At 58.5% G+C, this 19,559-nt stretch carries 25 protein-coding genes; 10 read left to right on the top strand and 15 right to left on the bottom strand.

The window, feature by feature from the left end:
- Positions 1 to 13 precede the first annotated feature (13 nt).
- Complete coding sequence (locus tag ACA043_RS06360; RefSeq protein WP_497658838.1) at positions 14 to 325, top strand: DUF3077 domain-containing protein; 312 nt, start codon at positions 14 to 16, stop codon at positions 323 to 325.
- Positions 326 to 400: 75 nt separating this feature from the next.
- Here the strand turns inward: ACA043_RS06360 and ACA043_RS06355 are convergent, their stop codons facing one another.
- The 3 genes from ACA043_RS06355 to ACA043_RS06345 form a co-directional block, all read right to left on the bottom strand.
- A complete protein-coding gene (locus ACA043_RS06355; RefSeq protein WP_497658837.1) occupies positions 401 to 688 on the bottom strand; it encodes a type II toxin-antitoxin system RelE family toxin in 288 nt (95 codons plus the stop codon).
- Between the two features lie 11 nt (positions 689 to 699).
- Positions 700 to 990, bottom strand: a complete 291-nt coding sequence (locus tag ACA043_RS06350; RefSeq protein ID WP_401270033.1) for a type II toxin-antitoxin system Phd/YefM family antitoxin — start codon at positions 988 to 990, stop codon at positions 700 to 702.
- Between the two features lie 174 nt (positions 991 to 1,164).
- Positions 1,165 to 3,066 (bottom strand): potassium transporter Kup, encoded by a 1,902-nt coding sequence (locus ACA043_RS06345; protein ID WP_489878327.1) that lies wholly within the window; start codon positions 3,064 to 3,066, stop codon positions 1,165 to 1,167.
- A gap of 290 nt (positions 3,067 to 3,356) precedes the next feature.
- Between ACA043_RS06345 and rimO the strand changes: the two genes are divergently transcribed.
- From rimO to tsaA, 6 genes are all read left to right on the top strand, one after another.
- On the top strand, positions 3,357 to 4,694 hold the full coding sequence (rimO, locus tag ACA043_RS06340; RefSeq protein WP_401270030.1) for a 30S ribosomal protein S12 methylthiotransferase RimO: 1,338 nt from the start codon (positions 3,357 to 3,359) through the stop codon (positions 4,692 to 4,694).
- A 223-nt stretch (positions 4,695 to 4,917) separates the two neighbouring features.
- On the top strand, positions 4,918 to 5,391 hold the full coding sequence (locus ACA043_RS06335) for a GNAT family N-acetyltransferase (RefSeq protein WP_401270027.1): 474 nt from the start codon (positions 4,918 to 4,920) through the stop codon (positions 5,389 to 5,391).
- Between the two features lie 102 nt (positions 5,392 to 5,493).
- On the top strand, positions 5,494 to 6,204 hold the full coding sequence (locus ACA043_RS06330) for an rRNA pseudouridine synthase (protein ID WP_187679499.1): 711 nt from the start codon (positions 5,494 to 5,496) through the stop codon (positions 6,202 to 6,204).
- A 72-nt stretch (positions 6,205 to 6,276) separates the two neighbouring features.
- Positions 6,277 to 6,747: a YehS family protein gene (locus tag ACA043_RS06325; RefSeq protein ID WP_401270023.1), complete on the top strand. Its 471-nt coding sequence runs from the start codon at positions 6,277 to 6,279 to the stop codon at positions 6,745 to 6,747.
- A gap of 131 nt (positions 6,748 to 6,878) precedes the next feature.
- On the top strand, positions 6,879 to 7,649 hold the full coding sequence (locus tag ACA043_RS06320; protein ID WP_497658836.1) for an SDR family oxidoreductase: 771 nt from the start codon (positions 6,879 to 6,881) through the stop codon (positions 7,647 to 7,649).
- Between the two features lie 84 nt (positions 7,650 to 7,733).
- On the top strand, positions 7,734 to 8,432 hold the full coding sequence (gene tsaA / locus ACA043_RS06315) for a tRNA (N6-threonylcarbamoyladenosine(37)-N6)-methyltransferase TrmO (RefSeq protein WP_497658835.1): 699 nt from the start codon (positions 7,734 to 7,736) through the stop codon (positions 8,430 to 8,432).
- Between the two features lie 165 nt (positions 8,433 to 8,597).
- On the opposite strand, the gene fpr is transcribed toward tsaA, so the two are convergent.
- Positions 8,598 to 9,377 (bottom strand): ferredoxin-NADP reductase, encoded by a 780-nt coding sequence (gene fpr, locus ACA043_RS06310; protein ID WP_002554680.1) that lies wholly within the window; start codon positions 9,375 to 9,377, stop codon positions 8,598 to 8,600.
- A gap of 142 nt (positions 9,378 to 9,519) precedes the next feature.
- Here fpr and ACA043_RS06305 point away from each other — a divergent pair, with 142 nt between their 5' ends.
- The gene (locus ACA043_RS06305; RefSeq protein WP_187679092.1) at positions 9,520 to 10,446 is read left to right on the top strand and encodes a LysR family transcriptional regulator; all 927 of its coding nucleotides are present in this window, start codon (positions 9,520 to 9,522) and stop codon (positions 10,444 to 10,446) included.
- Here ACA043_RS06305 and ACA043_RS06300 read toward each other — a convergent pair.
- The 3 genes from ACA043_RS06300 to ACA043_RS06290 form a co-directional block, all read right to left on the bottom strand.
- Positions 10,443 to 10,805: a diacylglycerol kinase gene (locus tag ACA043_RS06300; RefSeq protein ID WP_129390014.1), complete on the bottom strand. Its 363-nt coding sequence runs from the start codon at positions 10,803 to 10,805 to the stop codon at positions 10,443 to 10,445. The genes ACA043_RS06305 and ACA043_RS06300 overlap by 4 nt on opposite strands.
- Positions 10,806 to 10,879: 74 nt before the next feature.
- A complete protein-coding gene (gene erdR / locus ACA043_RS06295; RefSeq protein WP_042557931.1) occupies positions 10,880 to 11,530 on the bottom strand; it encodes a response regulator transcription factor ErdR in 651 nt (216 codons plus the stop codon).
- 222 nt (positions 11,531 to 11,752) lie between these two features.
- Complete coding sequence (locus ACA043_RS06290) at positions 11,753 to 12,499, bottom strand: tRNA-uridine aminocarboxypropyltransferase (RefSeq protein ID WP_187679093.1); 747 nt, start codon at positions 12,497 to 12,499, stop codon at positions 11,753 to 11,755.
- A 189-nt stretch (positions 12,500 to 12,688) separates the two neighbouring features.
- Here ACA043_RS06290 and ACA043_RS06285 point away from each other — a divergent pair, with 189 nt between their 5' ends.
- Complete coding sequence (locus ACA043_RS06285) at positions 12,689 to 13,114, top strand: PA3611 family quorum-sensing-regulated virulence factor (protein ID WP_187679094.1); 426 nt, start codon at positions 12,689 to 12,691, stop codon at positions 13,112 to 13,114.
- Here the strand turns inward: ACA043_RS06285 and ACA043_RS06280 are convergent, their stop codons facing one another.
- Positions 13,115 to 13,309: a hypothetical protein gene (locus tag ACA043_RS06280; protein WP_401270014.1), complete on the bottom strand. Its 195-nt coding sequence runs from the start codon at positions 13,307 to 13,309 to the stop codon at positions 13,115 to 13,117. It lies immediately after the preceding gene.
- Between the two features lie 351 nt (positions 13,310 to 13,660).
- Here ACA043_RS06280 and ACA043_RS06275 point away from each other — a divergent pair, with 351 nt between their 5' ends.
- Positions 13,661 to 14,779, top strand: coding sequence for an LOG family protein (locus ACA043_RS06275; RefSeq protein WP_497616719.1), 1,119 nt, complete (start codon positions 13,661 to 13,663; stop codon positions 14,777 to 14,779).
- Positions 14,780 to 14,835: 56 nt separating this feature from the next.
- Here ACA043_RS06275 and recX read toward each other — a convergent pair whose 3' ends face one another.
- From recX to ACA043_RS06240, 7 genes are all read right to left on the bottom strand, one after another.
- Positions 14,836 to 15,303: a recombination regulator RecX gene (gene recX, locus ACA043_RS06270; RefSeq protein WP_187679097.1), complete on the bottom strand. Its 468-nt coding sequence runs from the start codon at positions 15,301 to 15,303 to the stop codon at positions 14,836 to 14,838.
- 9 nt (positions 15,304 to 15,312) lie between these two features.
- On the bottom strand, positions 15,313 to 16,371 hold the full coding sequence (gene recA, locus ACA043_RS06265; protein ID WP_187679098.1) for a recombinase RecA: 1,059 nt from the start codon (positions 16,369 to 16,371) through the stop codon (positions 15,313 to 15,315).
- An 83-nt stretch (positions 16,372 to 16,454) separates the two neighbouring features.
- The gene (locus tag ACA043_RS06260; RefSeq protein ID WP_497658834.1) at positions 16,455 to 16,955 is read right to left on the bottom strand and encodes a CinA family protein; all 501 of its coding nucleotides are present in this window, start codon (positions 16,953 to 16,955) and stop codon (positions 16,455 to 16,457) included.
- Between the two features lie 68 nt (positions 16,956 to 17,023).
- Positions 17,024 to 17,542: a lysis system i-spanin subunit Rz gene (locus tag ACA043_RS06255; protein WP_497658833.1), complete on the bottom strand. Its 519-nt coding sequence runs from the start codon at positions 17,540 to 17,542 to the stop codon at positions 17,024 to 17,026.
- Positions 17,521 to 18,087 carry a glycoside hydrolase family 19 protein gene (locus tag ACA043_RS06250; protein ID WP_187679101.1) on the bottom strand — a complete coding sequence of 189 codons (567 nt, stop codon included), beginning with the start codon at positions 18,085 to 18,087 and terminating at the stop codon, positions 17,521 to 17,523. The genes ACA043_RS06255 and ACA043_RS06250 overlap by 22 nt, the downstream gene beginning before the upstream one ends.
- Before the next feature lie 33 nt (positions 18,088 to 18,120).
- On the bottom strand, positions 18,121 to 18,339 hold the full coding sequence (locus tag ACA043_RS06245; RefSeq protein ID WP_187679102.1) for a hypothetical protein: 219 nt from the start codon (positions 18,337 to 18,339) through the stop codon (positions 18,121 to 18,123).
- Between the two features lie 9 nt (positions 18,340 to 18,348).
- The gene (locus tag ACA043_RS06240; RefSeq protein WP_489878323.1) at positions 18,349 to 19,551 is read right to left on the bottom strand and encodes a carbohydrate binding domain-containing protein; all 1,203 of its coding nucleotides are present in this window, start codon (positions 19,549 to 19,551) and stop codon (positions 18,349 to 18,351) included.
- Positions 19,552 to 19,559 lie beyond the last annotated feature (8 nt).

Genomic DNA, 19,559 nt, shown 5'->3' with positions numbered 1-19,559 from the left:
AAGGGAATTGAACATGAGCAATCAATCTGATCTGAAAACAATCGGCTTCACCCCCTTCCTCTACAACTCCGATCAAGCGTATTTCAACGTTCGCTCCGGCATCCCCATAGTCGATGCATTGACCCAATCCTCCGACCTGCTCTACCTCGCCAAATCCTTCGCAGAAGACGCCGCCTACACCAAAGACACCGACCGCCACGCCTGGGCCGCGCATTATCTGACAGTGATGGGCAAAGCCTTGATTGATGACGTGATACAAGCACTGATCCCACGACCTGCGCGGACGAAGACCGAGTCTGAAGAAGATTTCCCTGAAAGCCTGTAAAGGCAACCGAGACAAAAAAGCCCCCGCAGCCTTTAAGGCTACGTGGGCGCTTGATCTTGCTCAATCCTCACTTGATTACAAGCGGCGCTCTGCGGCGTCGTAGACTTCTTCGTCACGTCGAGCACCGACTGCAACGATCAACACCTGAATGGCTATACCATCGACGCGGTAGACGATTCGTGTGTCCCCCGTTCGAATCCTTCTACAACCCGCAAGGCTGGCTCGAAGGGGTTTACCACTCTTATCCGGCTCGCCGTTGATGATCCGTTCCTCGATAACATCAAGTATCCGGTTGGCAGCCGCCGATCCCAGTTGATCCAGATCTCCTTGGACCTCCGGATGATAAATTACTCCCCAAACCATCCAGCGCTCCTTTAATCCTTCTTGGCATACCTTGCCCGCATAGCGTCATGGCTGACTGCTTTGGTTTGATCAAAATTGCTCAGACGCTCACGAGCTGCCGCCTCGATGCGAAGCTCCTCAAGCTCATCCAGCATTTCCTGGTAGGCCTGCACATTGATAATGACCGCTGCCGGTTGATTGTCCTTGAAGATAACCAGACGCTCAGTGGCACGACTGGAAATCTCCTTGAGCCTCGCACTGAAGCTCCTGACCATGGCAGTCACGGAAATAGCCTGGTCAGCACGTTCTAATAATGCCGTCATAATCACCTCTTGCTCAGTTGCTGCAGCGCAGAATAATGCACAGAGTATTGCGTTGAATTAAACACCCTGCAACTTTGTATTTCTTTTGACTGACCAAATGAAAATCCGCCGGGCGCCCACAAAAAAGCCCCCGCCAGCCGCAAGGCTGACGGGGGCTTTTCAGTTGAGGCGGGGTTACATCTCCACCTGCGTCCCCAGCTCAATCACCCGGTTCAGCGGCAGATTGAAGAACCGCAAATTGCCATTGGCATTCTTCAACATGAACGCGAACAGCGCTTCACGCCAACGCGCCATACCCTCGAGCTTCGAGGCGATGACCGTTTCACGGCTGAGGAAGTAAGTCGTGCGCATCGGGCTGAAATCCAGATCATCCAGATGACACAGCTTCAAGGCTTGCGGCACGTCCGGCTCGTCGGTGAAGCCGAAGTGCAGGATCACCCGGAAGAACCCCTCCCCGTGCGCTTCCACTTCGAAGCGTCGGGATGGTGGCACGCGCGGGATGTCTTCGTAGACCACGGTCAGCAGCACCACTTGCTCGTGCAGCACCTGGTTGTGCAGCAGGTTGTGCAACAGCGCGTGGGGCACGGCGTCGGAGCGCGCGGTGAGGAACACGGCGGTGCCCTGCACGCGGTGCGGTGGTTGCACGCGGATGCTGCTGATGAAGATCGGCAGCGGTAGCGCGCCTTCGTCGAGACGATCGACCAGCAGTTCCTTGCCGCGCTTCCAAGTGGTCATCAGGACAAACAGCACAATACCCGCCAACACCGGGAAGGCACCGCCCTGGATGATCTTCGGTACGTTGGCAGCAAAGAACAAACCATCGACCAACAGGAACCCGAGCAGAATCGGCACCGCCAACAGCGGCGGCCATTTCCATAGCAGCAGGATCACCGCCGACACCAGGATGCTGGTGATCAGCATCGTGCCGGTCACGGCCACACCGTAAGCAGACGCCAGCGCGCCCGAGGATTCGAAGCCGATGACCAGCAGGATCACGCCCACCATCAGCGCCCAGTTCACCGCGCCGATGTAAATCTGGCCCTGTTCGGCACTGGAGGTGTGCTGAATGTGCATGCGCGGAATGTAGCCGAGCTGGATGGCCTGACGAGTCAACGAAAACGCGCCGGAAATCACCGCCTGCGAAGCAATGACCGTGGCCAGGGTCGACAGCACCACCAGTGGTACCAGTGCCCAGCTCGGCGCCAGAAGGTAGAACGGGTTACGCGCCGCTTCCGGGTTTTCCAGCAGCAACGCGCCCTGACCGAAGTAGTTCAGCACCAAAGCCGGCAGCACCAGAATCAGCCAGGCGCGTGCGATAGGCTTACGGCCGAAGTGACCCATGTCGGCATACAACGCTTCAGCACCGGTCAGCGCCAGCACCACCGCACCGAGGATTGCTACGCCCATGCCAGGATGTACGATAAAGAAGCGCACGCCCCACACCGGGTTCAATGCGCTCAGCACTTCAGGGTGTTTGACGATACCGTTGACACCCAAAGTGCCCAGCACCAGAAACCACGCCACCATCACCGGGCCGAACATCTTGCCGATGCGATCGGTGCCGTGTTTCTGAATCAGGAACAAGGCAACGAGCACGATCAACGACAGTGGCACCACCCAACGCTCAAGTCCGTCGAAGGCCAGCTCCAGGCCTTCAACCGCCGACAATACGGAGATGGCGGGCGTGATCATGCTATCGCCGTAAAACAGCGCTGCACCGATCAGCCCCAGAATCACCAGCACCGTTTGCAGTTTCGGGTAGCGGCTGGATGCACGTCGCGCCAGAGCGGTCAGCGCCATGATCCCACCTTCCCCCTGGTTGTCAGCGCGCAGTACGAACAACACGTACTTGATAGTGACGACCCAAATCAGCGACCAGAAAATCAACGACAGAATCCCGAAGACTCCATCGTGATTGACCGGCACACCATAATGACCGGCGAAGACTTCTTTGAGGGTGTACAGCGGGCTAGTGCCGATGTCGCCGTAAACCACCCCGACCGCGGCGACCAGCATGCCGATCGGCTTTGCCGTCGAATGCTCGGCGCCCGCCGCCTGACTACTTGCCTGACCCATCCAACACTCCTACTTCTCAGAACCGGCTTCTTGGAATGAAGCACTATGCTTTGTGGTGCAGCATGCGCTGTTTTACCTGCTGTTACAGACGTTTTGTTGACTGTAAATAATCGGTAAAGCTCAACGGCGCGAAGCATAGCGCAGCACTCGTCGCATTTCCCGGCATAAAGCTGGTCAAGTGCGCTCCTCGCCGCTAGAATTGCGCACTTTTTGATCAGAGGCGCGCCCTAAGCGCCCATCCGTCGGCTTTCCCACACGGCAAGCGGCGTCACAAAATACCGAGGTTAGACATGTCCACCACTCCTGCGCCGGCCAATCCAAAGGTTGGCTTCGTATCTCTGGGTTGCCCGAAAGCACTGGTCGACTCCGAGCGCATCCTGACCCAGTTGCGCATGGAAGGCTATGACGTGGTGTCCACCTATCAGGACGCCGACGTCGTGGTGGTCAACACCTGCGGCTTCATCGACTCGGCCAAGGCTGAATCTTTGGAAGTGATCGGCGAAGCGATCAAGGAAAACGGCAAGGTCATCGTCACCGGCTGCATGGGCGTGGAAGAAGGCAATATCCGCAACGTGCACCCGAGCGTGCTGGCCGTGACCGGTCCGCAGCAGTACGAGCAAGTGGTCAACGCTGTGCACGACGTCGTGCCGCCACGCAAAGACCACAACCCGCTGATCGACCTGGTGCCGCCGCAAGGCATCAAGCTGACCCCGCGTCACTACGCGTACCTGAAGATTTCCGAAGGCTGCAACCATAGCTGCAGCTTCTGCATCATCCCGTCGATGCGCGGCAAACTGGTCAGCCGTCCAGTGGGTGATGTGCTCGACGAGGCCCAGCGCCTGGTCAAATCCGGCGTCAAAGAGCTGCTGGTGATCTCCCAGGACACCAGCGCCTACGGCGTCGATGTGAAATACCGCACCGGTTTCTGGAACGGCGCGCCGGTGAAAACCCGCATGACCGAACTCTGCGAAGCGCTGAGCACCTTGGGCGTCTGGGTCCGTCTGCACTACGTTTATCCGTACCCGCACGTTGACGAGCTGATCCCGCTGATGGCCGCCGGCAAGATCCTGCCTTACCTGGACATCCCGTTCCAGCACGCCAGCCCGAAAGTGCTGAAGTCGATGAAACGCCCGGCGTTCGAAGACAAGACCCTGGCGCGCATCAAGAACTGGCGCGAAATCTGCCCGGACCTGATCATCCGTTCGACCTTCATCGTCGGCTTCCCGGGCGAAACCGAAGAAGACTTCCAGTACCTGCTGAACTGGCTGACCGAAGCCCAGCTCGACCGCGTCGGCTGCTTCCAGTACTCGCCGGTTGATGGCGCACCGGCCAATGACCTCGATCTGGACATCGTGCCGGACGACGTCAAGCAAGACCGTTGGGACCGCTTCATGGCGCACCAGCAAGCGATCAGCTCGGCGCGCCTGCAAATGCGCATCGGCCGTGAAATCGAAGTGCTGGTGGACGAAGTCGACGAGCAAGGCGCGGTCGGCCGCTGCTTCTTCGACGCCCCGGAAATCGACGGCAACGTGTTCATCGACAACGGCAGCAATCTCAAGCCGGGCGACAAGGTCTGGTGCAAGGTGACTGACGCAGACGAATACGATCTGTGGGCTGAGCAGATCTAAGCATCACCCAGTACCTGTGGGAGTGAGCCTGCTCGCGAATGCGGTGGGTCAGTTGCTGAAATTGTTGACTGAACCAACGCCTTCGCGAGCAGGCTCGCTCCCACAAGGGGAATAGTGTTGTATTGAAAAGCCCCGCTCTTTTTACGAGATGCGGGGCTTTTTTACGTCTATCGTTTGCTGAGGGAAGGATCCTCATCAAACCAGGCACAAGAGGCACACAGGCATGCGTCACCATTCGGTCATCCACACGCCGAAACTCAGCGATTATCAGGAACTGACCCGGGTCTGGGAGGCCTCGGTCCGCGCTACCCATGATTTTCTGCCGGACAGCTATATCGAATTGCTGCGCAACCTGGTGCTGACCCGCTATCTCGATTCGGTCATGCTGATCTGCACCAAGGATCACGAGCAACGCATCACCGGTTTCGCTGGTGTCGCAGCGGGCAAGATCGAAATGCTGTTCATCGATCCTGCGCATCGTGGCCAAGGCCTGGGCAAGAAACTGCTGAATTACGCCATGCAGCATCTGAACGCCGATGAACTGGACGTCAACGAGCAGAACCCGCAGGCGCTGGGGTTCTACTTCAAGCAGGGGTTCGAGGTGATCGGCCGTTCGGAGGTGGATGGCATGGGCCAGCCGTATCCGTTGCTGCACATGCGCTTGCGCCAAAACCAGCAGCGCTCGGGCAATGGCTGATACACCACAGCTCCCGCATGATTTCACTGCCTGCAAATGGAACCGGGCTTAACCGGCGCCACACAGGTACAATGGCCACCCCTTTTTTGTTACGGCCCTGTCATGACTGACCCGATTCGCCTCTCCAAACGCCTCATCGAACTGGTGGGTTGCTCCCGCCGCGAGGCCGAGCTGTTCATCGAGGGCGGCTGGGTTACCGTGGACGGCGAAGTCATCGACGAGCCGCAATTCAAGGTCGGCGACCAGAAGGTCGAGCTCGACAAGGACGCCAAGGCCACCGCGCCGGAGCCGGTGACCATCCTGCTCAACGTGCCGGCGGGCATGGATGCGGACAGCGCGATGCAAACCCTGAGTGCCGAAACCCTCAGCGAAGAGCACCGTTTCAGCAAACGCCCGTTGCGTGGCCACTTCCTGCGCCTGACCGCCAGCACTGATCTGCAGGCCAAGGCCAGCGGCCTGCTGGTGTTCACCCAGGACTGGAAGATTCTGCGCAAGCTCACCGCCGACTCGGCCAAGATCGAGCAAGAATACATCGTTGAAGTCGAAGGTGACATGGTCGCCCACGGCCTCAACCGCTTGCAGCACGGCCTCACCCACAAGGGCAAGGAGCTGCCACCGGTCAAGGCCAGTTGGCAGAACGAAAACCGCCTGCGCTTCGCCATGAAGAACCCGCAGCCGGGCATCATCGCCCAGTTCTGCGAAGCGGTAGGCCTGAAGGTTATCGGCATCCGCCGTATCCGTATCGGCGGCGTCTCGATCGGCAAAGTCCCGGTCGGCCAATGGCGCTACCTGTCCGGCAAAGAGAAGTTCTAAGACTTCCACTGCCGCCACATATTTCGGCATTGCCCCCGCGCGATGCCCACAACGCCTATCAGGATTACTCACATGATTCATAACGACGTATTGCGCAGCGTGCGCTACATGCTCGACATCAGCGACAAGAAGGTTGTCGAGATCATCAAACTCGGCGGCATGGACGTGACCCTCGCCGACGTGATCACCTGGCTCGACAAGAAAGAAGAAGACGAAGAAGGCTTCGTGCGCTGCCCGGACGAAGTCATCGCGCACTTCCTCGATGGCCTGGTGATCTTCAAGCGTGGCAAGGACGAAAGCCGCCCGCCGCAGCCGATCGAACTGCCGGTGACCAATAACATCATCCTGAAAAAGCTGCGCGTGGCCTTCGAACTGAAAGAAGACGACATGCACGCGATCCTCAAAGCTGCCGAGTTCCCGGTGTCCAAGCCTGAGCTGAGCGCACTGTTCCGCAAGGTCGGCCACACCAACTACCGCCCGTGCGGCGACCAGTTGCTGCGTAACTTCCTCAAGGGCCTGACCCTGCGCGTTCGCGCCGCCTGATATTGCTTCCAGCGGTGGCGACTGACCGTCGCCGCCGCTGCGCATGACCGCTCATTCCCTTCGAAAATAGTGGCTCCGCTTTTCGCGGCTGGCGACTAGGGTGTATTGATCCCTAGCCCTCAGGATTCGCCATGCACCCGTACTTTTCCCTGCAAGGCCGCACCGCTCTGGTGACCGGCGGCACCCGTGGTATCGGCAAAATGATCGCCAAGGCCTTTGTCGAGGCCGGCGCCCGTGTGTTCGTCTGCTCTCGTGACGCCGAAGCCTGTCATCAAACGGCGCAAGAACTCAGTGCATTGGGCACTTGCCACGGCGTGGCGGCGAATCTGGCGACTGAAGAAGGCGTACAGGAACTGGCCGCGAGGCTGGGCGAGCAGATCACCCATCTGGATATTTTGGTGAACAACGCCGGCACCACTTGGGGCGCGCCGCTGGAAAGCTACCCGGTCAAGGGCTGGGAGAAAGTCATGCAGCTCAACGTGACGTCGGTGTTCAGTTGCATTCAGCAGTTCCTGCCGCTGCTGCGCAAAGCAGGGTCGGCGGCGAATCCGGCGCGGATCATCAATATCGGTTCGGTGGCGGGTATTTCGTCTTTCGGCGAGCAGGCGTATGCCTATGGGCCGAGCAAAGCCGCGCTGCATCAACTATCGCGGATTCTCGCGCGGGAACTGGTGAGCCAACACATCAACGTTAACGTGATCGCTCCAGGGCGGTTTCCGAGCAAGATGACCCAGCATATTGGTAATGATCAGCAGGCATTGGCTGAAGACACTGCGCTAATCCCGATGAAGCGTTGGGGCCGTGAAGAAGAAATGGCGGCGTTGGCGATCAGTCTGGCGAGTACGGCCGGGGCGTACATGACGGGGAATATCATTCCGCTGGATGGTGGGTTCAGTCTCTGAGATCGGCGGCGCGGCCATCGATGGCAAGTCACCACCGTACTCGGGTTATCATGCCCGCCCTGATTCCCGCCTCGACTGCAAACCATGACTTACAGCGTCTCTCCCATCGGCTTCGTGCGCTCCTGCTTTAAGGAGAAGTTCGCCATCCCCCGCCAGCCGCAACTGGCCCCCGCTGCCCGGGGCGTGCTGGAACTGGTGGCGCCGTTCGATCAGGGTGACGCGGTGCAGGGTCTGGAACAGGTCAGCCACGTCTGGCTGCTGTTCCTGTTCCATCAGGCGCTGGAAGAAAAACCGCGCCTGAAAGTCCGCCCTCCCCGCCTCGGTGGCAACAAGTCCATGGGCGTCTTCGCCACCCGGGCCACCCACCGCCCGAATGGCATCGGCCAATCCGTGGTGAAACTCGACAAGGTCGAAGCCAATCGCCTGTTCATCTCCGGCATCGACTTGCTCGATGGCACGCCGATTCTCGACATCAAACCCTACGTGCCTTACGCCGACATCATCACCAGCGCCTCCAACAGCATCGCCAGCGCTGCGCCGCAGCTGATCGACGTACAGTGGACGGACGCAGCCTTGCAACAGGCTCACACCCACGCTCAGCGCCTTGCCGAGCCACTGGTCGAGTTGATCGAGCAATGTCTGGCCCAGGATCCGCGCCCGGCGTATCAGACCCCGGCGCCGGAACGTGAATATGGCGCACAGTTCTGGGATCTGGATGTGCGCTGGCACTATCCGACCCCTCAACAGATTCGCGTCCTCGAAGTCATCCCCGCCAGCGCCTAAACCCGCGCCCAATGTAGGAGCTGCCGCAGGCTGCGATCTTTTGATTTTGCTCTTCAAAAGCAAGATCAAAAGATCGCAGCCTGCGGCAGCTCCTACAGGTGAATGTCGCGGGCATAAAAAAGCCCCCATTGCCAATTCAGACAATGGGGGCTTTTTCAGTGGGGCTTACTTCTCGACGAACGCACGCTCGATCAGGTAGTCACCCGGCTCGCGCATACGCGGCGACACGGTCAGACCGAAGCTGTTGAGCACTTCGCTGGTCTCGTCGAGCATGCTCGGGCTGCCGCACAACATGGCGCGGTCGTCCTGCGGGTTGATCGGCGGCAGGCCGATGTCGCTGAACAGTTTGCCGCTGCGCATCAGGTCAGTCAGACGACCTTCGTTCTCGAACGGCTCGCGAGTGACGGTCGGGTAGTAAATCAGCTTGTCGCGCAGCGCTTCGCCGAAGAACTCATTCTGCGGCAGGTGCTCGGTGATGAATTCGCGGTAAGCGACTTCATTCACGTAACGCACGCCGTGGCAAAGGATGACTTTTTCGAAACGCTCGTAGGTTTCCGGATCCTGGATCACACTCATGAACGGCGCCAGTCCGGTACCGGTGCTGAGCAGGTAAAGGTGCTTGCCAGGCTTCAGATCGTCCAGCACCAGCGTGCCCGTAGGCTTTTTGCTGATGATGATCTCGTCGCCTTCCTTCAGATGCTGCAACTGCGAGGTCAGCGGGCCATCAGGTACTTTGATGCTGAAGAATTCCAGATGCTCTTCCCAGTTCGGGCTGGCAATCGAGTAAGCGCGCATAAGCGGGCGGCCGTTTGGCTGTTGCAGGCCGATCATCACGAACTGCCCGTTCTCGAAGCGCAGGCCCGGATCGCGGGTGCACTTGAAGCTGAACAGGGTATCGTTCCAGTGATGAACACTGAGGACACGCTCGTGGTTCATGTTGCTCATGTACGTTTGACTCCTGGATATTGGCTCTGCGCTTGCTCTGGGCTGAATAAATGCCGATGGTGCGCAATTGCATCGCATTCTAATAGCGCCGACAATATCTGTTAACTGGATTATTAAGATAAGGGTTATCGGTTATATCGATATGCGATTTACTCTCCGTCAACTGCAAGTCTTCGTCGCTGTCGCCCAGCAGGAAAGCGTATCCCGTGCTGCGGGTCTGCTCAACCTCTCGCAATCGGCGGCAAGCACCTCGATCACCGAACTGGAGCGCCAGTCCAGCTGCCAGCTGTTCGACCGTGCCGGCAAACGGCTGAGCCTCAATGCCCTCGGTAAACAGCTGCTGCCGCAAGCCGTGGCGCTGCTGGATCAGTCCAAGGAAATCGAAGACCTGCTCAACGGCAAATCCGGTTTCGGCTCGCTGTCGGTGGGCGCAACGCTGACCATCGGCAATTACCTGGCAACCCTGCTGATCGGCAGTTTCATGCAGCGCCACCCGGAAAGTCAGGTGAAGCTGCACGTGCAGAACACTGCCAATATCGTGCAACAAGTCGCTCACTACGAAATTGATCTGGGTCTAATCGAAGGCGATTGCAGCCACCCGGACATCGAAGTGCAGAGCTGGGTCGAGGATGAGCTGGTGGTGTTTTGCGCGCCGCAGCATCCGCTGGCCAAACGCGGCAGCGCGACCATGGAAGAGTTGACGCATGAGGCGTGGATTCTGCGCGAACAGGGTTCCGGCACGCGCCTGACCTTCGATCAGGCCATGCGTCACCATCGCAGTGCGCTGAATATCCGTCTGGAGCTGGAGCACACCGAAGCGATCAAACGCGCGGTGGAGTCGGGGCTGGGGATTGGCTGTATCTCGCGGCTGGCGCTACGTGATGCCTTCCGCCGTGGGAGTCTGGTGCCTGTGGAGACGCCGGATCTGGATCTGGCGCGACAGTTCTACTTCATTTGGCACAAGCAGAAATACCAGACCTCGGCCATGCGCGAGTTTCTCGATCTGTGCCGCGCTTTCACCGCCGGGGTGCAGCGCAGCGACGAGATCGTCTTGCCCACTATCGCTTAAAGCAGAATCACCGCCCAAACCAGAGCGATCATGGTCAAGGCCACGAATTGCGCGGCGCTGCCCATGTCCTTGGCATTCTTGGACAGTGGGTGCAATTCCAGGGAGATGCGGTCAATGGCCGCTTCCACCGCCGAGTTTAGCAACTCGACGATCAGCGCCAGCAAGCACACAGCGATCAACAGTGCCTGTTCGACGCGGCTGACATTGAGGAAGAACGTCAGCGGAATGAGCACTACATTAAGCAGCACCAGTTGGCGGAACGCCGCTTCACCGGTGAAGGCTGCACGCAGACCGTCCAGCGAGTAACCGGAAGCGTTGAGGATGCGTTTCAGGCCGGTCTGGCCCTTGAAAGGTGACATAAAGTGGAAACCAACTGAAAAGGAGTGAGAAAGCTAGATCAACGAAAGTCAAAAAAGCGTGAATACGCCAATAGTTATTGGCTCGGAATTGACTCAAGTTGTTGCAGCAGTAAAGCCGCTTGCGTGCGAGTACGCACATTCAACTTGCGAAAGATCGCTGTGACGTGGGCCTTGATGGTCGCTTCCGACACGCTCAATTCATAGGCGATCTGCTTGTTCAGCAAGCCTTCGCAGACCATGGTCAGCACGCGAAACTGTTGCGGAGTCAGGCTGGCGAGGCCATCACTGGCAGCCTTCGCTTCGGCGGAAACGCTGACCGCTTCGAACGCCTGCGGCGGCCAGAACACATCGCCATCGAGCACTTTGCGCACCGCCTCCTGAATAACGCTCAGGTCGCTGGACTTGGGAATAAAACCACTGGCACCGAATTCACGGGATTTGACCATCACCGAGGCTTCTTCCTGCGCCGAGACCATCACCACGGGAATCTGCGGGTATTGACCGCGCAACATCACCAGCCCGGAAAACCCGAACGCGCCGGGCATATTCAGATCCAAAAGGACCAGATCCCAATCAGCTTTTTCGGTGAGACGGGTTTCCAGTTCGGCGATGCTCGCCACCTCCACCAGCCGGACGTCCGGGCCAAGGCCCAGCGTCACCGCTTGATGCAGGGCGCTACGAAACAGGGGGTGATCATCGGCAATCAGGATGTCGTATGTGGCCATTTTTCAAATGATCCTGTTTTTGATGGCTGACCCGGTGTATTCGGGGTTCGCCAAAGCAACTCAAGATGCGCGTTTAAGCGGCATCCACAGGGGCACGTTCAACGCCAATAACCAGCAAACACGGCGTTTCAAACCTTGGCCGCACCCTAATCGGCGCCAAGCATGCCCAGCGAAGACGGGGTGGTCAAGCAGCACGGCCGCCGCCGCGTACAGTATGGGCCACTATTGGGCCAACTCCGGCTGCGGCTTTCGTATATAGGGTTGCAACTCGGCGTGAGCCGGCGTGGATTCATTCATGTCCAGCTGCTGTTTGGCGCCCAGATAATGCTGGCTGAACACGTCGAAATAGGCGTCCAGCGCCGAGGCCGCGTCACTGTCACCCGCCAGTTCCAGGCACAGCGCCGCAACTTCTGCGGTGCACAGGTGCTCGCTACGGGTCGAACGACGCAAGCGGTAGCGCGAAAGTTTGTCAGGCAACAGGCTGAGGATCGGCAGGCTGTCGAAGTACGGGCTCTTGCGGAAGATCTTGCGCGCTTCGGTCCAGGTCGCGTCCAGCAGAATGAACAGCGGCCGCTTGCTGTTATCGAGGGCGACGGTATTCGTCACGCGCGACGGCTCGACGTATTCGCCGGGAAACACCAGATACGGCTGCCATTGCGGGTCGTTGAGCAGCGCCAGCATCTGCGGGTCCGGCTCGGTGCGCGACCAGATGAACGCATGGTTATCGCGCACCACATCGGCAATCAGCCAACCGGTATTGCTCGGTTTGAACACTTCCTTGCCGGTCATGATCAGGCACACGCCGGAACGGGTTTCCACGCTTGGCCGCCAGGCGCACAGGCAATGACTGATGATCACCCGGCAGTCGCGGCAACGTTCGGAGCGAAAGCCCCGGGCCTGAATCGGCTTGATGCCCTCGTCCTCGCGCTGATCGCGCAGGCGGGCTACGGCGTTGGGGGCATGGTTCATCGCAGGCAAGGCCGGCAGACAGGGAAACTCGACACGAACAACACTCGGCAGGGCAATAAAGGTCGGCAGTTTACCAGAGCAACGGGCACAAGCCTGTACCGTCCAGACCGGCTCCCCTATAATTCGCCGCCACTGAACGCACAGTCACGTGGCTGGTCGAACCACCAGTCACTGAACCAGGAGAGTTTCATGCTGCGCCTTATCGTTCCCACCGCTGCCATTCTGCTGGCGTCGTCCTTCACCGCTCAGGCCGCGTCCTTGAGTGAGCAGAATCTGAACAGAGAGCTGCGCAACGTCGCCGCCCAAAGCAGCGTCGGCACGCCTCGGGCAATCAATGAAGACATTCTTGATCAGGGCTACACCGTTGAAGGCACTCAGTTGATCAACCACCTGAGCGTGCAAAAGAGCCACGCTGACAAGATGCGTGCTGATCCAAAAGCCGTGTATTTCCAGCTCGGCGCCTCGGTCTGCAACAACCCGTCGTACCGCAAGCTGATGGCTAAAGGCGCGGTCATGCGTTACGACTTCACTGAAGTGAAAACCAATAAGGCGATCGGCTCCGCCAGCTATCAGGACTCGGATTGCCCGAAAGCCGCCCCGGCGAAGAAGAAGTAATCATCGCGAGTTGGCGCGCCGCTGTTCATCCTCGGCGCGCAGTTCGGCCACCAGTGCCTGTAAATAACGCGAACGGCGTTCCCCGCCTGCCAACCTGCGGCAGCACTCCTCTTCGAGACTCACTTGGTTGGTCTCGGCCGATGCTTTCAACATCCGATACAGCTGCGTATCGATCTCCAGAATCACTCTGGTCATGTTTCCTCGCCTCCTTGCCACCCGCAAATCCTTGAGTCGCATGCACCTTGCGTATGGTGATTGACGCAAAATTTGCATGGTGCCTGTCAGAGAGTTAATCAGAGGGTTTGCCGTCCGGCACACGTTCGGACGAGCGGTGGTGCAATTGGCTGAAAAACAATAAGCGGTTGCCAGTCAGGACTTTGCAGCGCAATGATCAAGTCAGCGCAAATGCGTGCAAGGGTCTAGATTCAAAGTATTCCCGCTCACTTGTTCAAGGCAGGAAAGGAACTGCCGATTGTGTGTTTTTTTGCAGCGCGGCACTGACGCCGCTAATCAGGGCCACCCGCTCTGTGCAGAAGGAGACGTTGAATGCCTTACCAACCGAATGACCTGCTCAGCCGTCATTTTCAGGAAAGCGGCCCCGACCTCATCAGCCAGGTTGAAGAGCAACTCAACCGTGTTTCACCCAACAGTCCGAATATTCCCATCTATCGCGACATGATCCTGACCGTGCTGCGCATGGCCCAGGAAGACCACAACCGCTGGAACGCCAAGATCACCCTGCAAGCTTTGCGCGAGCTGGAGCAGGCGTTTCGCGTATTGGAGCAATTCAAGGGGCGGCGCAAAGTCACCGTGTTCGGCTCGGCGCGCACGCCAGTCGAACATCCTCTGTATTCGATGGCTCGGGAACTCGGTGCGGCGTTGACGCGTTCGGACATGATGGTCATCACCGGTGCCGGCGGCGGCATCATGGCCGCCGCGCATGAAGGTGCCGGACGTGATCACAGCCTCGGGTTCAACATCACCCTGCCCTTCGAGCAACATGCCAATCCGACGGTGGGCGGCACAGGTAATCTGTTGCCCTTCCACTTCTTCTTCACCCGCAAGCTGTTCTTCGTCAAGGAAGCTGATGCATTGGTGCTGTGCCCGGGCGGGTTCGGCACGCTGGACGAAGCACTGGAAGTGCTGACGCTGATCCAGACAGGCAAAAGCCCACTGGTGCCGGTGGTCTTGCTGGATGCGCCGGGTGGCACGTTCTGGCAGGGGGCGATGGATTTCATCCACCAGCAACTCGCGGACAATCACTACATTTTGCCAACCGACACGAAGCTGATGCGGTTGGTCTACACCGTCGAGGAAGCGGTGGAACAGATCACCCAGTTCTACAGCAACTTCCACTCCAGCCGCTGGCTCAAGCGCCAATTCGTGATCCGCATGAATCACAAACTCAGCGACCAGGCGCTTGAGCATATGCAGGAAGCCTTTGCCGATTTGTGCTTGAGCGACCAGTTCCATCAACACGCCTACGCCGGCGAAGAACACGATGAAGCGCAGTTCAGCCACCTGACGCGGCTGGCCTTTGCTTTCAACGCCCGGAATCACGGGCGTTTGAGGGAGCTGGTGGACTACATCAACTTGCCGGACAACTGGGCCGACTCCAAACCACCGACCGCGCAACGCAGCCGAGAACCGTCGAAAGTCATTTAAAAGGCAAAAAAAAACGGCCCGCTATTTTCATAGCGGGCCGTTTTTACTCAAGCGTGTTAATCGTCCATTCCTCTACCGCTGAACAAGCGGTTGATCATCTCCATCGAAAAGCCCCGATACGCCAGGAACCGGCCTTGTTTGGCACGTTCTTTGGCATCAATCGGTAAATGCCCGGAGAATTTCCGCTGCCACGTTTCCTTAAGTTGCTCCTGCCAACTGATACCGCTTTCGCGCAGGGCGAGTTCGATATCGGCACGTTGCAAACCACGCTGGCTGAGTTCCTCGCGGATTCGCAGAGGGCCATAGCCGGAACGCGCTCGGTAGGAAACAAAGCTTTCAAGATAACGGGCTTCGGAAAGCAGCCCCTCTTCCGTCAAACGGTCGAGGGCTGTTTCGATCATCTCCGCCTCAGCGCCGCGCTGACGCAGTTTACGCGTCAGTTCGACTCGACCGTGCTCGCGACGTGCGAGCAGGTCCATGGCGGTTCGTCGCACCGCGACGAGGGTATCGAGTACAAGAGTCATTCAAAAACTTCAAACGTCGATGTCGGCCTCGGCCATATCGTCGACCTTGTCACGGGTCGCCAAAGCCTTGACGTCTGCTGCTGGCGCCAGCAGCTTGTCGCGCAGTTGCTTCTCGAGCTTGGCGGCGATTTCCGGATTGTCTGCCAGGAACTTGGCCGAGTTGGCCTTGCCCTGACCGATCTTGGTGCCTTCGTAGGCATACCAGGCGCCGGATTTTTCTACGAAACCGTGCAGTACACCCAGGTCGATCATCTCGCCGTTGAGGTAGATGCCCTTGCCGTAAAGAATCTGGAACTCGGCCTGACGGAACGGCGAAGCCACTTTGTTCTTCACAACCTTGACGCGGGTTTCGCTGCCGACCACTTCGTCGCCTTCCTTCACCGCGCCGGTACGGCGGATGTCGAGACGAACCGATGCGTAGAACTTCAGCGCGTTACCACCGGTGGTGGTTTCCGGGCTACCGAACATCACGCCGATCTTCATGCGGATCTGGTTGATGAAGATCACCAGGCAGTTGGCGTTCTTGATGTTACCGGTGATTTTACGCAGCGCCTGGGACATCAGACGGGCTTGCAGGCCCACGTGCATGTCGCCCATTTCGCCTTCGATTTCAGCCTTCGGCACCAGTGCAGCCACGGAGTCGACGATGATCACGTCAACGGCGTTGGAGCGCACCAGCATGTCGGTGATTTCCAGGGCTTGTTCGCCAGTGTCCGGCTGGGAAACCAGCAGGTCGTCGACGTTGACGCCCAGTTTGCCGGCGTACTCAGGGTCGAGGGCGTGTTCAGCGTCGACGAATGCGCAGGTCGCGCCAGCCTTTTGAGCCTGGGCGATCACGGACAGAGTCAGTGTGGTTTTACCGGAAGATTCAGGACCGTAGATTTCAACGATACGGCCTTTTGGCAGGCCGCCAATGCCGAGTGCAATGTCCAGACCCAGAGAGCCAGTGGAGATGGATGGGATCGCCTGACGGTCCTGATCGCCCATACGCATTACGGCACCCTTGCCGAATTGACGTTCGATCTGACCCAGGGCCGCAGCCAAGGCTTTCTTCTTGTTGTCGTCCATTAAAGTCCTCACGTAATCAATAAGGCCTGACGGCCAACACCTGTATAAGTAGCCAGTATTATTCCACAGCGTTCGCGGATCGCCTACCCCTGATTTTCGATTTCTCGTGCCGCCAGTCGCAGGAGCCCCTCTAGCGCGGCCTTCACCGTTTGTCGGCGGACTTCATCGCGGTTACCGGAGAAGTGCTGAACCTCACTCGAAACCGCGTCACCGACACCCCAGGCCAGCCACACCGTGCCCACCGGTTTGTTCGGCGTGCCGCCGTCGGGGCCGGCCACGCCGCTGACCGCCACGGCGAACCGTGCCAGGCTTTTCTCCTGAGCGCCGCCCACCATCGCCTCGACCACTTCGCGACTGACCGCCCCCACCGTGCCGAACAGCTCGGCCGGCACGTTGAGTTGCTGGGTTTTCTGCCGGTTGGAATAGGTCACGTAACCGGCCTCGAACCACGCCGAGCTGCCCGGTATCCGCGTAATGGCTTCGGCAATGCCGCCGCCGGTGCAGGATTCGGCCGTAGTGACGTGGGCATTGAGCACTTGCAGACGTCGGCCAAGTTCGGCGGCCAGTTGAGTGATCTCTTTCACGGTGCGCTCCGGATCGGGTGGAATGGGTCCCACCGTACACGAGCCGGTTGCGCTTTCAATACACAAGCTTATTCAAAATGTGCGGGCGCCAATGCTCTGACATAGGCCTGACAGGCTTGCAAGGCAATCAGTCCGCGGTCGCCGGTGTCGGTGATGGCGACAATTCGTTGAGCATGCGCCGGGTCAAGTCGGGCGCGTACGGTTGCATGATCCACGCCGCCGGTGCCGGCGGTGGCTGGCACCGTACAGCCGGCGGCAACGTCGCCGGCGTCGAGAAGGACTGACAGGCGCACATCAGCAGTGGCAAGGCGATCGCGCAGGCGATCCTGATCACGTTGGGCATCGGTCATGGCTCGAAAATGGTTTTGTTCACTGGCCGCGAGCCGTTGCTCCAGGGCCAGACGTTTATCCTGCTCGGTCTGTTGTGCGGTGGCGGCGGCAATGGTCTGTTGATTAAGGGCTTCGGCGTTTAACCGAGCCTGCTCGGCCAACTGCCGACCATACCGCCAGTCCTGAAACTGCCAGGCCAGCGCCGCTGCCCCCAAGGCCAGTAATACAACGCCGATCACTCGCCAGGGGATTGGCATAGCACCGCCCTCGCCCGCGCCCAGATTTCCAGCCGATCCTGCAAACCGTTCAACCCGCCGTTGATGCGCCGGGTGATCGTGTTGAACTGGTCGCGGTCGGCCAGTTCGTTCAAGCCATTCTTTTCCCAGAACCACGCGGCGGATTCGGCGGCCCATTGCGGTTGTTCCAGCAGTTCCGGCAAGGACAGCAAACGCTCATCGCCGAACAAGCCGAGGCTGCATTGGCGATAGTTGGCGCGACCGGTGATCTGGATCAGCCCGCGACCGCGGTACTTTTGGCCATCGCCATCGGCCTCAGGCGTGTTGCCCAGCCGTAACGCCAAGGTGCCGGTGTCGTACTTGCTCAGGTACTGGTTGTTGCCCAACTCGCGCACGTACCGCAACTGGCCCGACTCGTGGCCGATTTGCGCGAGGAATGCAGCGATACGTTTGGGCGTATCGATACGACGGTTGGCCATGGCGCTGTTGAGCGCAGAAACAAAAACGCCCGCTTGGGTGCGGGCGTTGGGCATGATGTTGATAAGGTTGTTTTCAGTTATTTGCATAATGCGTAATCCTCCCTGGATGCCCGGATTGAATCATGGTTGGGCACTGATGCCTGCCAACCATTTTTTTGCCAGAGTTTTCACGGAGCTGTCCGGAGCAGCCTTTTCAAGTGATTCATTCAAAGGCAGGACCTGTCCGCCTGAGAGCAACCAATCCTGATACTCAAGCCAGTCGCGATTGGTCGGATCCTGCGGGATAAACGCTGAATCACTCACCCGCAGCACGCCACACATCGTCAGTTGATAACCCATGTTGCACTCCTAGAGTTCAGCATCTGCTGTCCATTCAATCTGCAAGCCGTTGCCGGGCTGGCTGTTTACAGGCGTCACCGTGCCAACTGCGAAACTACGCTGTGTCACACTTTGTACAATTGTTCCCGTGCAGGCAGCTCCAATCGAGTAGTTCCAAACCTGGTTACTAACATTTGCAGGGCAATAGAGCACGACAGTAGGCTGCACTCTCTTTTGCACCTGCATGTCTACGGCCATACCGTATTGACCGACATTTGCAGCCGCTGCCTGGGTAAACGTGACAATGCATGTACCCGTGCCATTGTTCGCGCCAATCGTTAAACGGTCGGCAAAAGACTTCTCGAAATAACGCCGACAAAGCACGAATTCTTCAGCCATAGGGCGGTACTCGAATGGCGTGGAGACTGGTCCCTCCTCCAACTGCACTCTTGCCAGATCAACTGTTTGCAAGACGTTCAGCGGAAGATCGAAAGCAAGTCTCAGGCAATCATTCGCACCGAGCATTTTTCCCGCAATGACCGGCACCTGAAACGTTGCGGTGTATCTGGCCCAGGCGGTGCTCAATTGAAAGACGTCGACCGCTTTCACAACGGCTTCCGAACCGCCAGCCCCAAAAAACTGGCCTATCGTCACCTTCAACGGCCGTGCGGCATCGGATCGCGCCCAAAAGGTCACAGTGGCGGTTTTCCCGGCCAATGTTCTGACCGATTCAATGCTCTGGGAAACTGTATGCGTGGTCGCACCGACACCCGCCGTGGTTTGTTGCCAGCGCAAAAAATAGCTCGGCTCGCCGGACACTTCTGCCTGGCCGGGGGCGAAGTCCTGGCGAGAGATGGTCACGGCGGCATTGCCATTCCAGTCACAGCGAAAACGGTCGGCTACATAACCGCCAATACTTGGCCCTTGGTTGGTCGTACCACGCTGCCAGATATCGAATCCACCATTGATCAACAAATTCCTGCGGTACACCTGCACCGGAAACTGTTGCAACGGATCGGGTTTGGACAATTGCCGGATAGCCTGAGCCAATTGATCAGTCTGTTGCTCGTCCGGTTTCAAACCAGCCGCGATAATCGCGCTGAGTATTTCCTGAGTAACACTATTGCCCCAGACCGCCGGAATCAGCGATCCCGGCGTTCCGGCTATCGCATCTTCATCAACAAACTTGCCGTCGACCAGACCGGAGCTGGCGACACTTCTTGGATAATCCACGTTAATTC

The organism is Pseudomonas sp. LBUM1648, from assembly GCF_059716145.1.
This window is presented reverse-complemented; position numbering and strand designations above follow the sequence as displayed.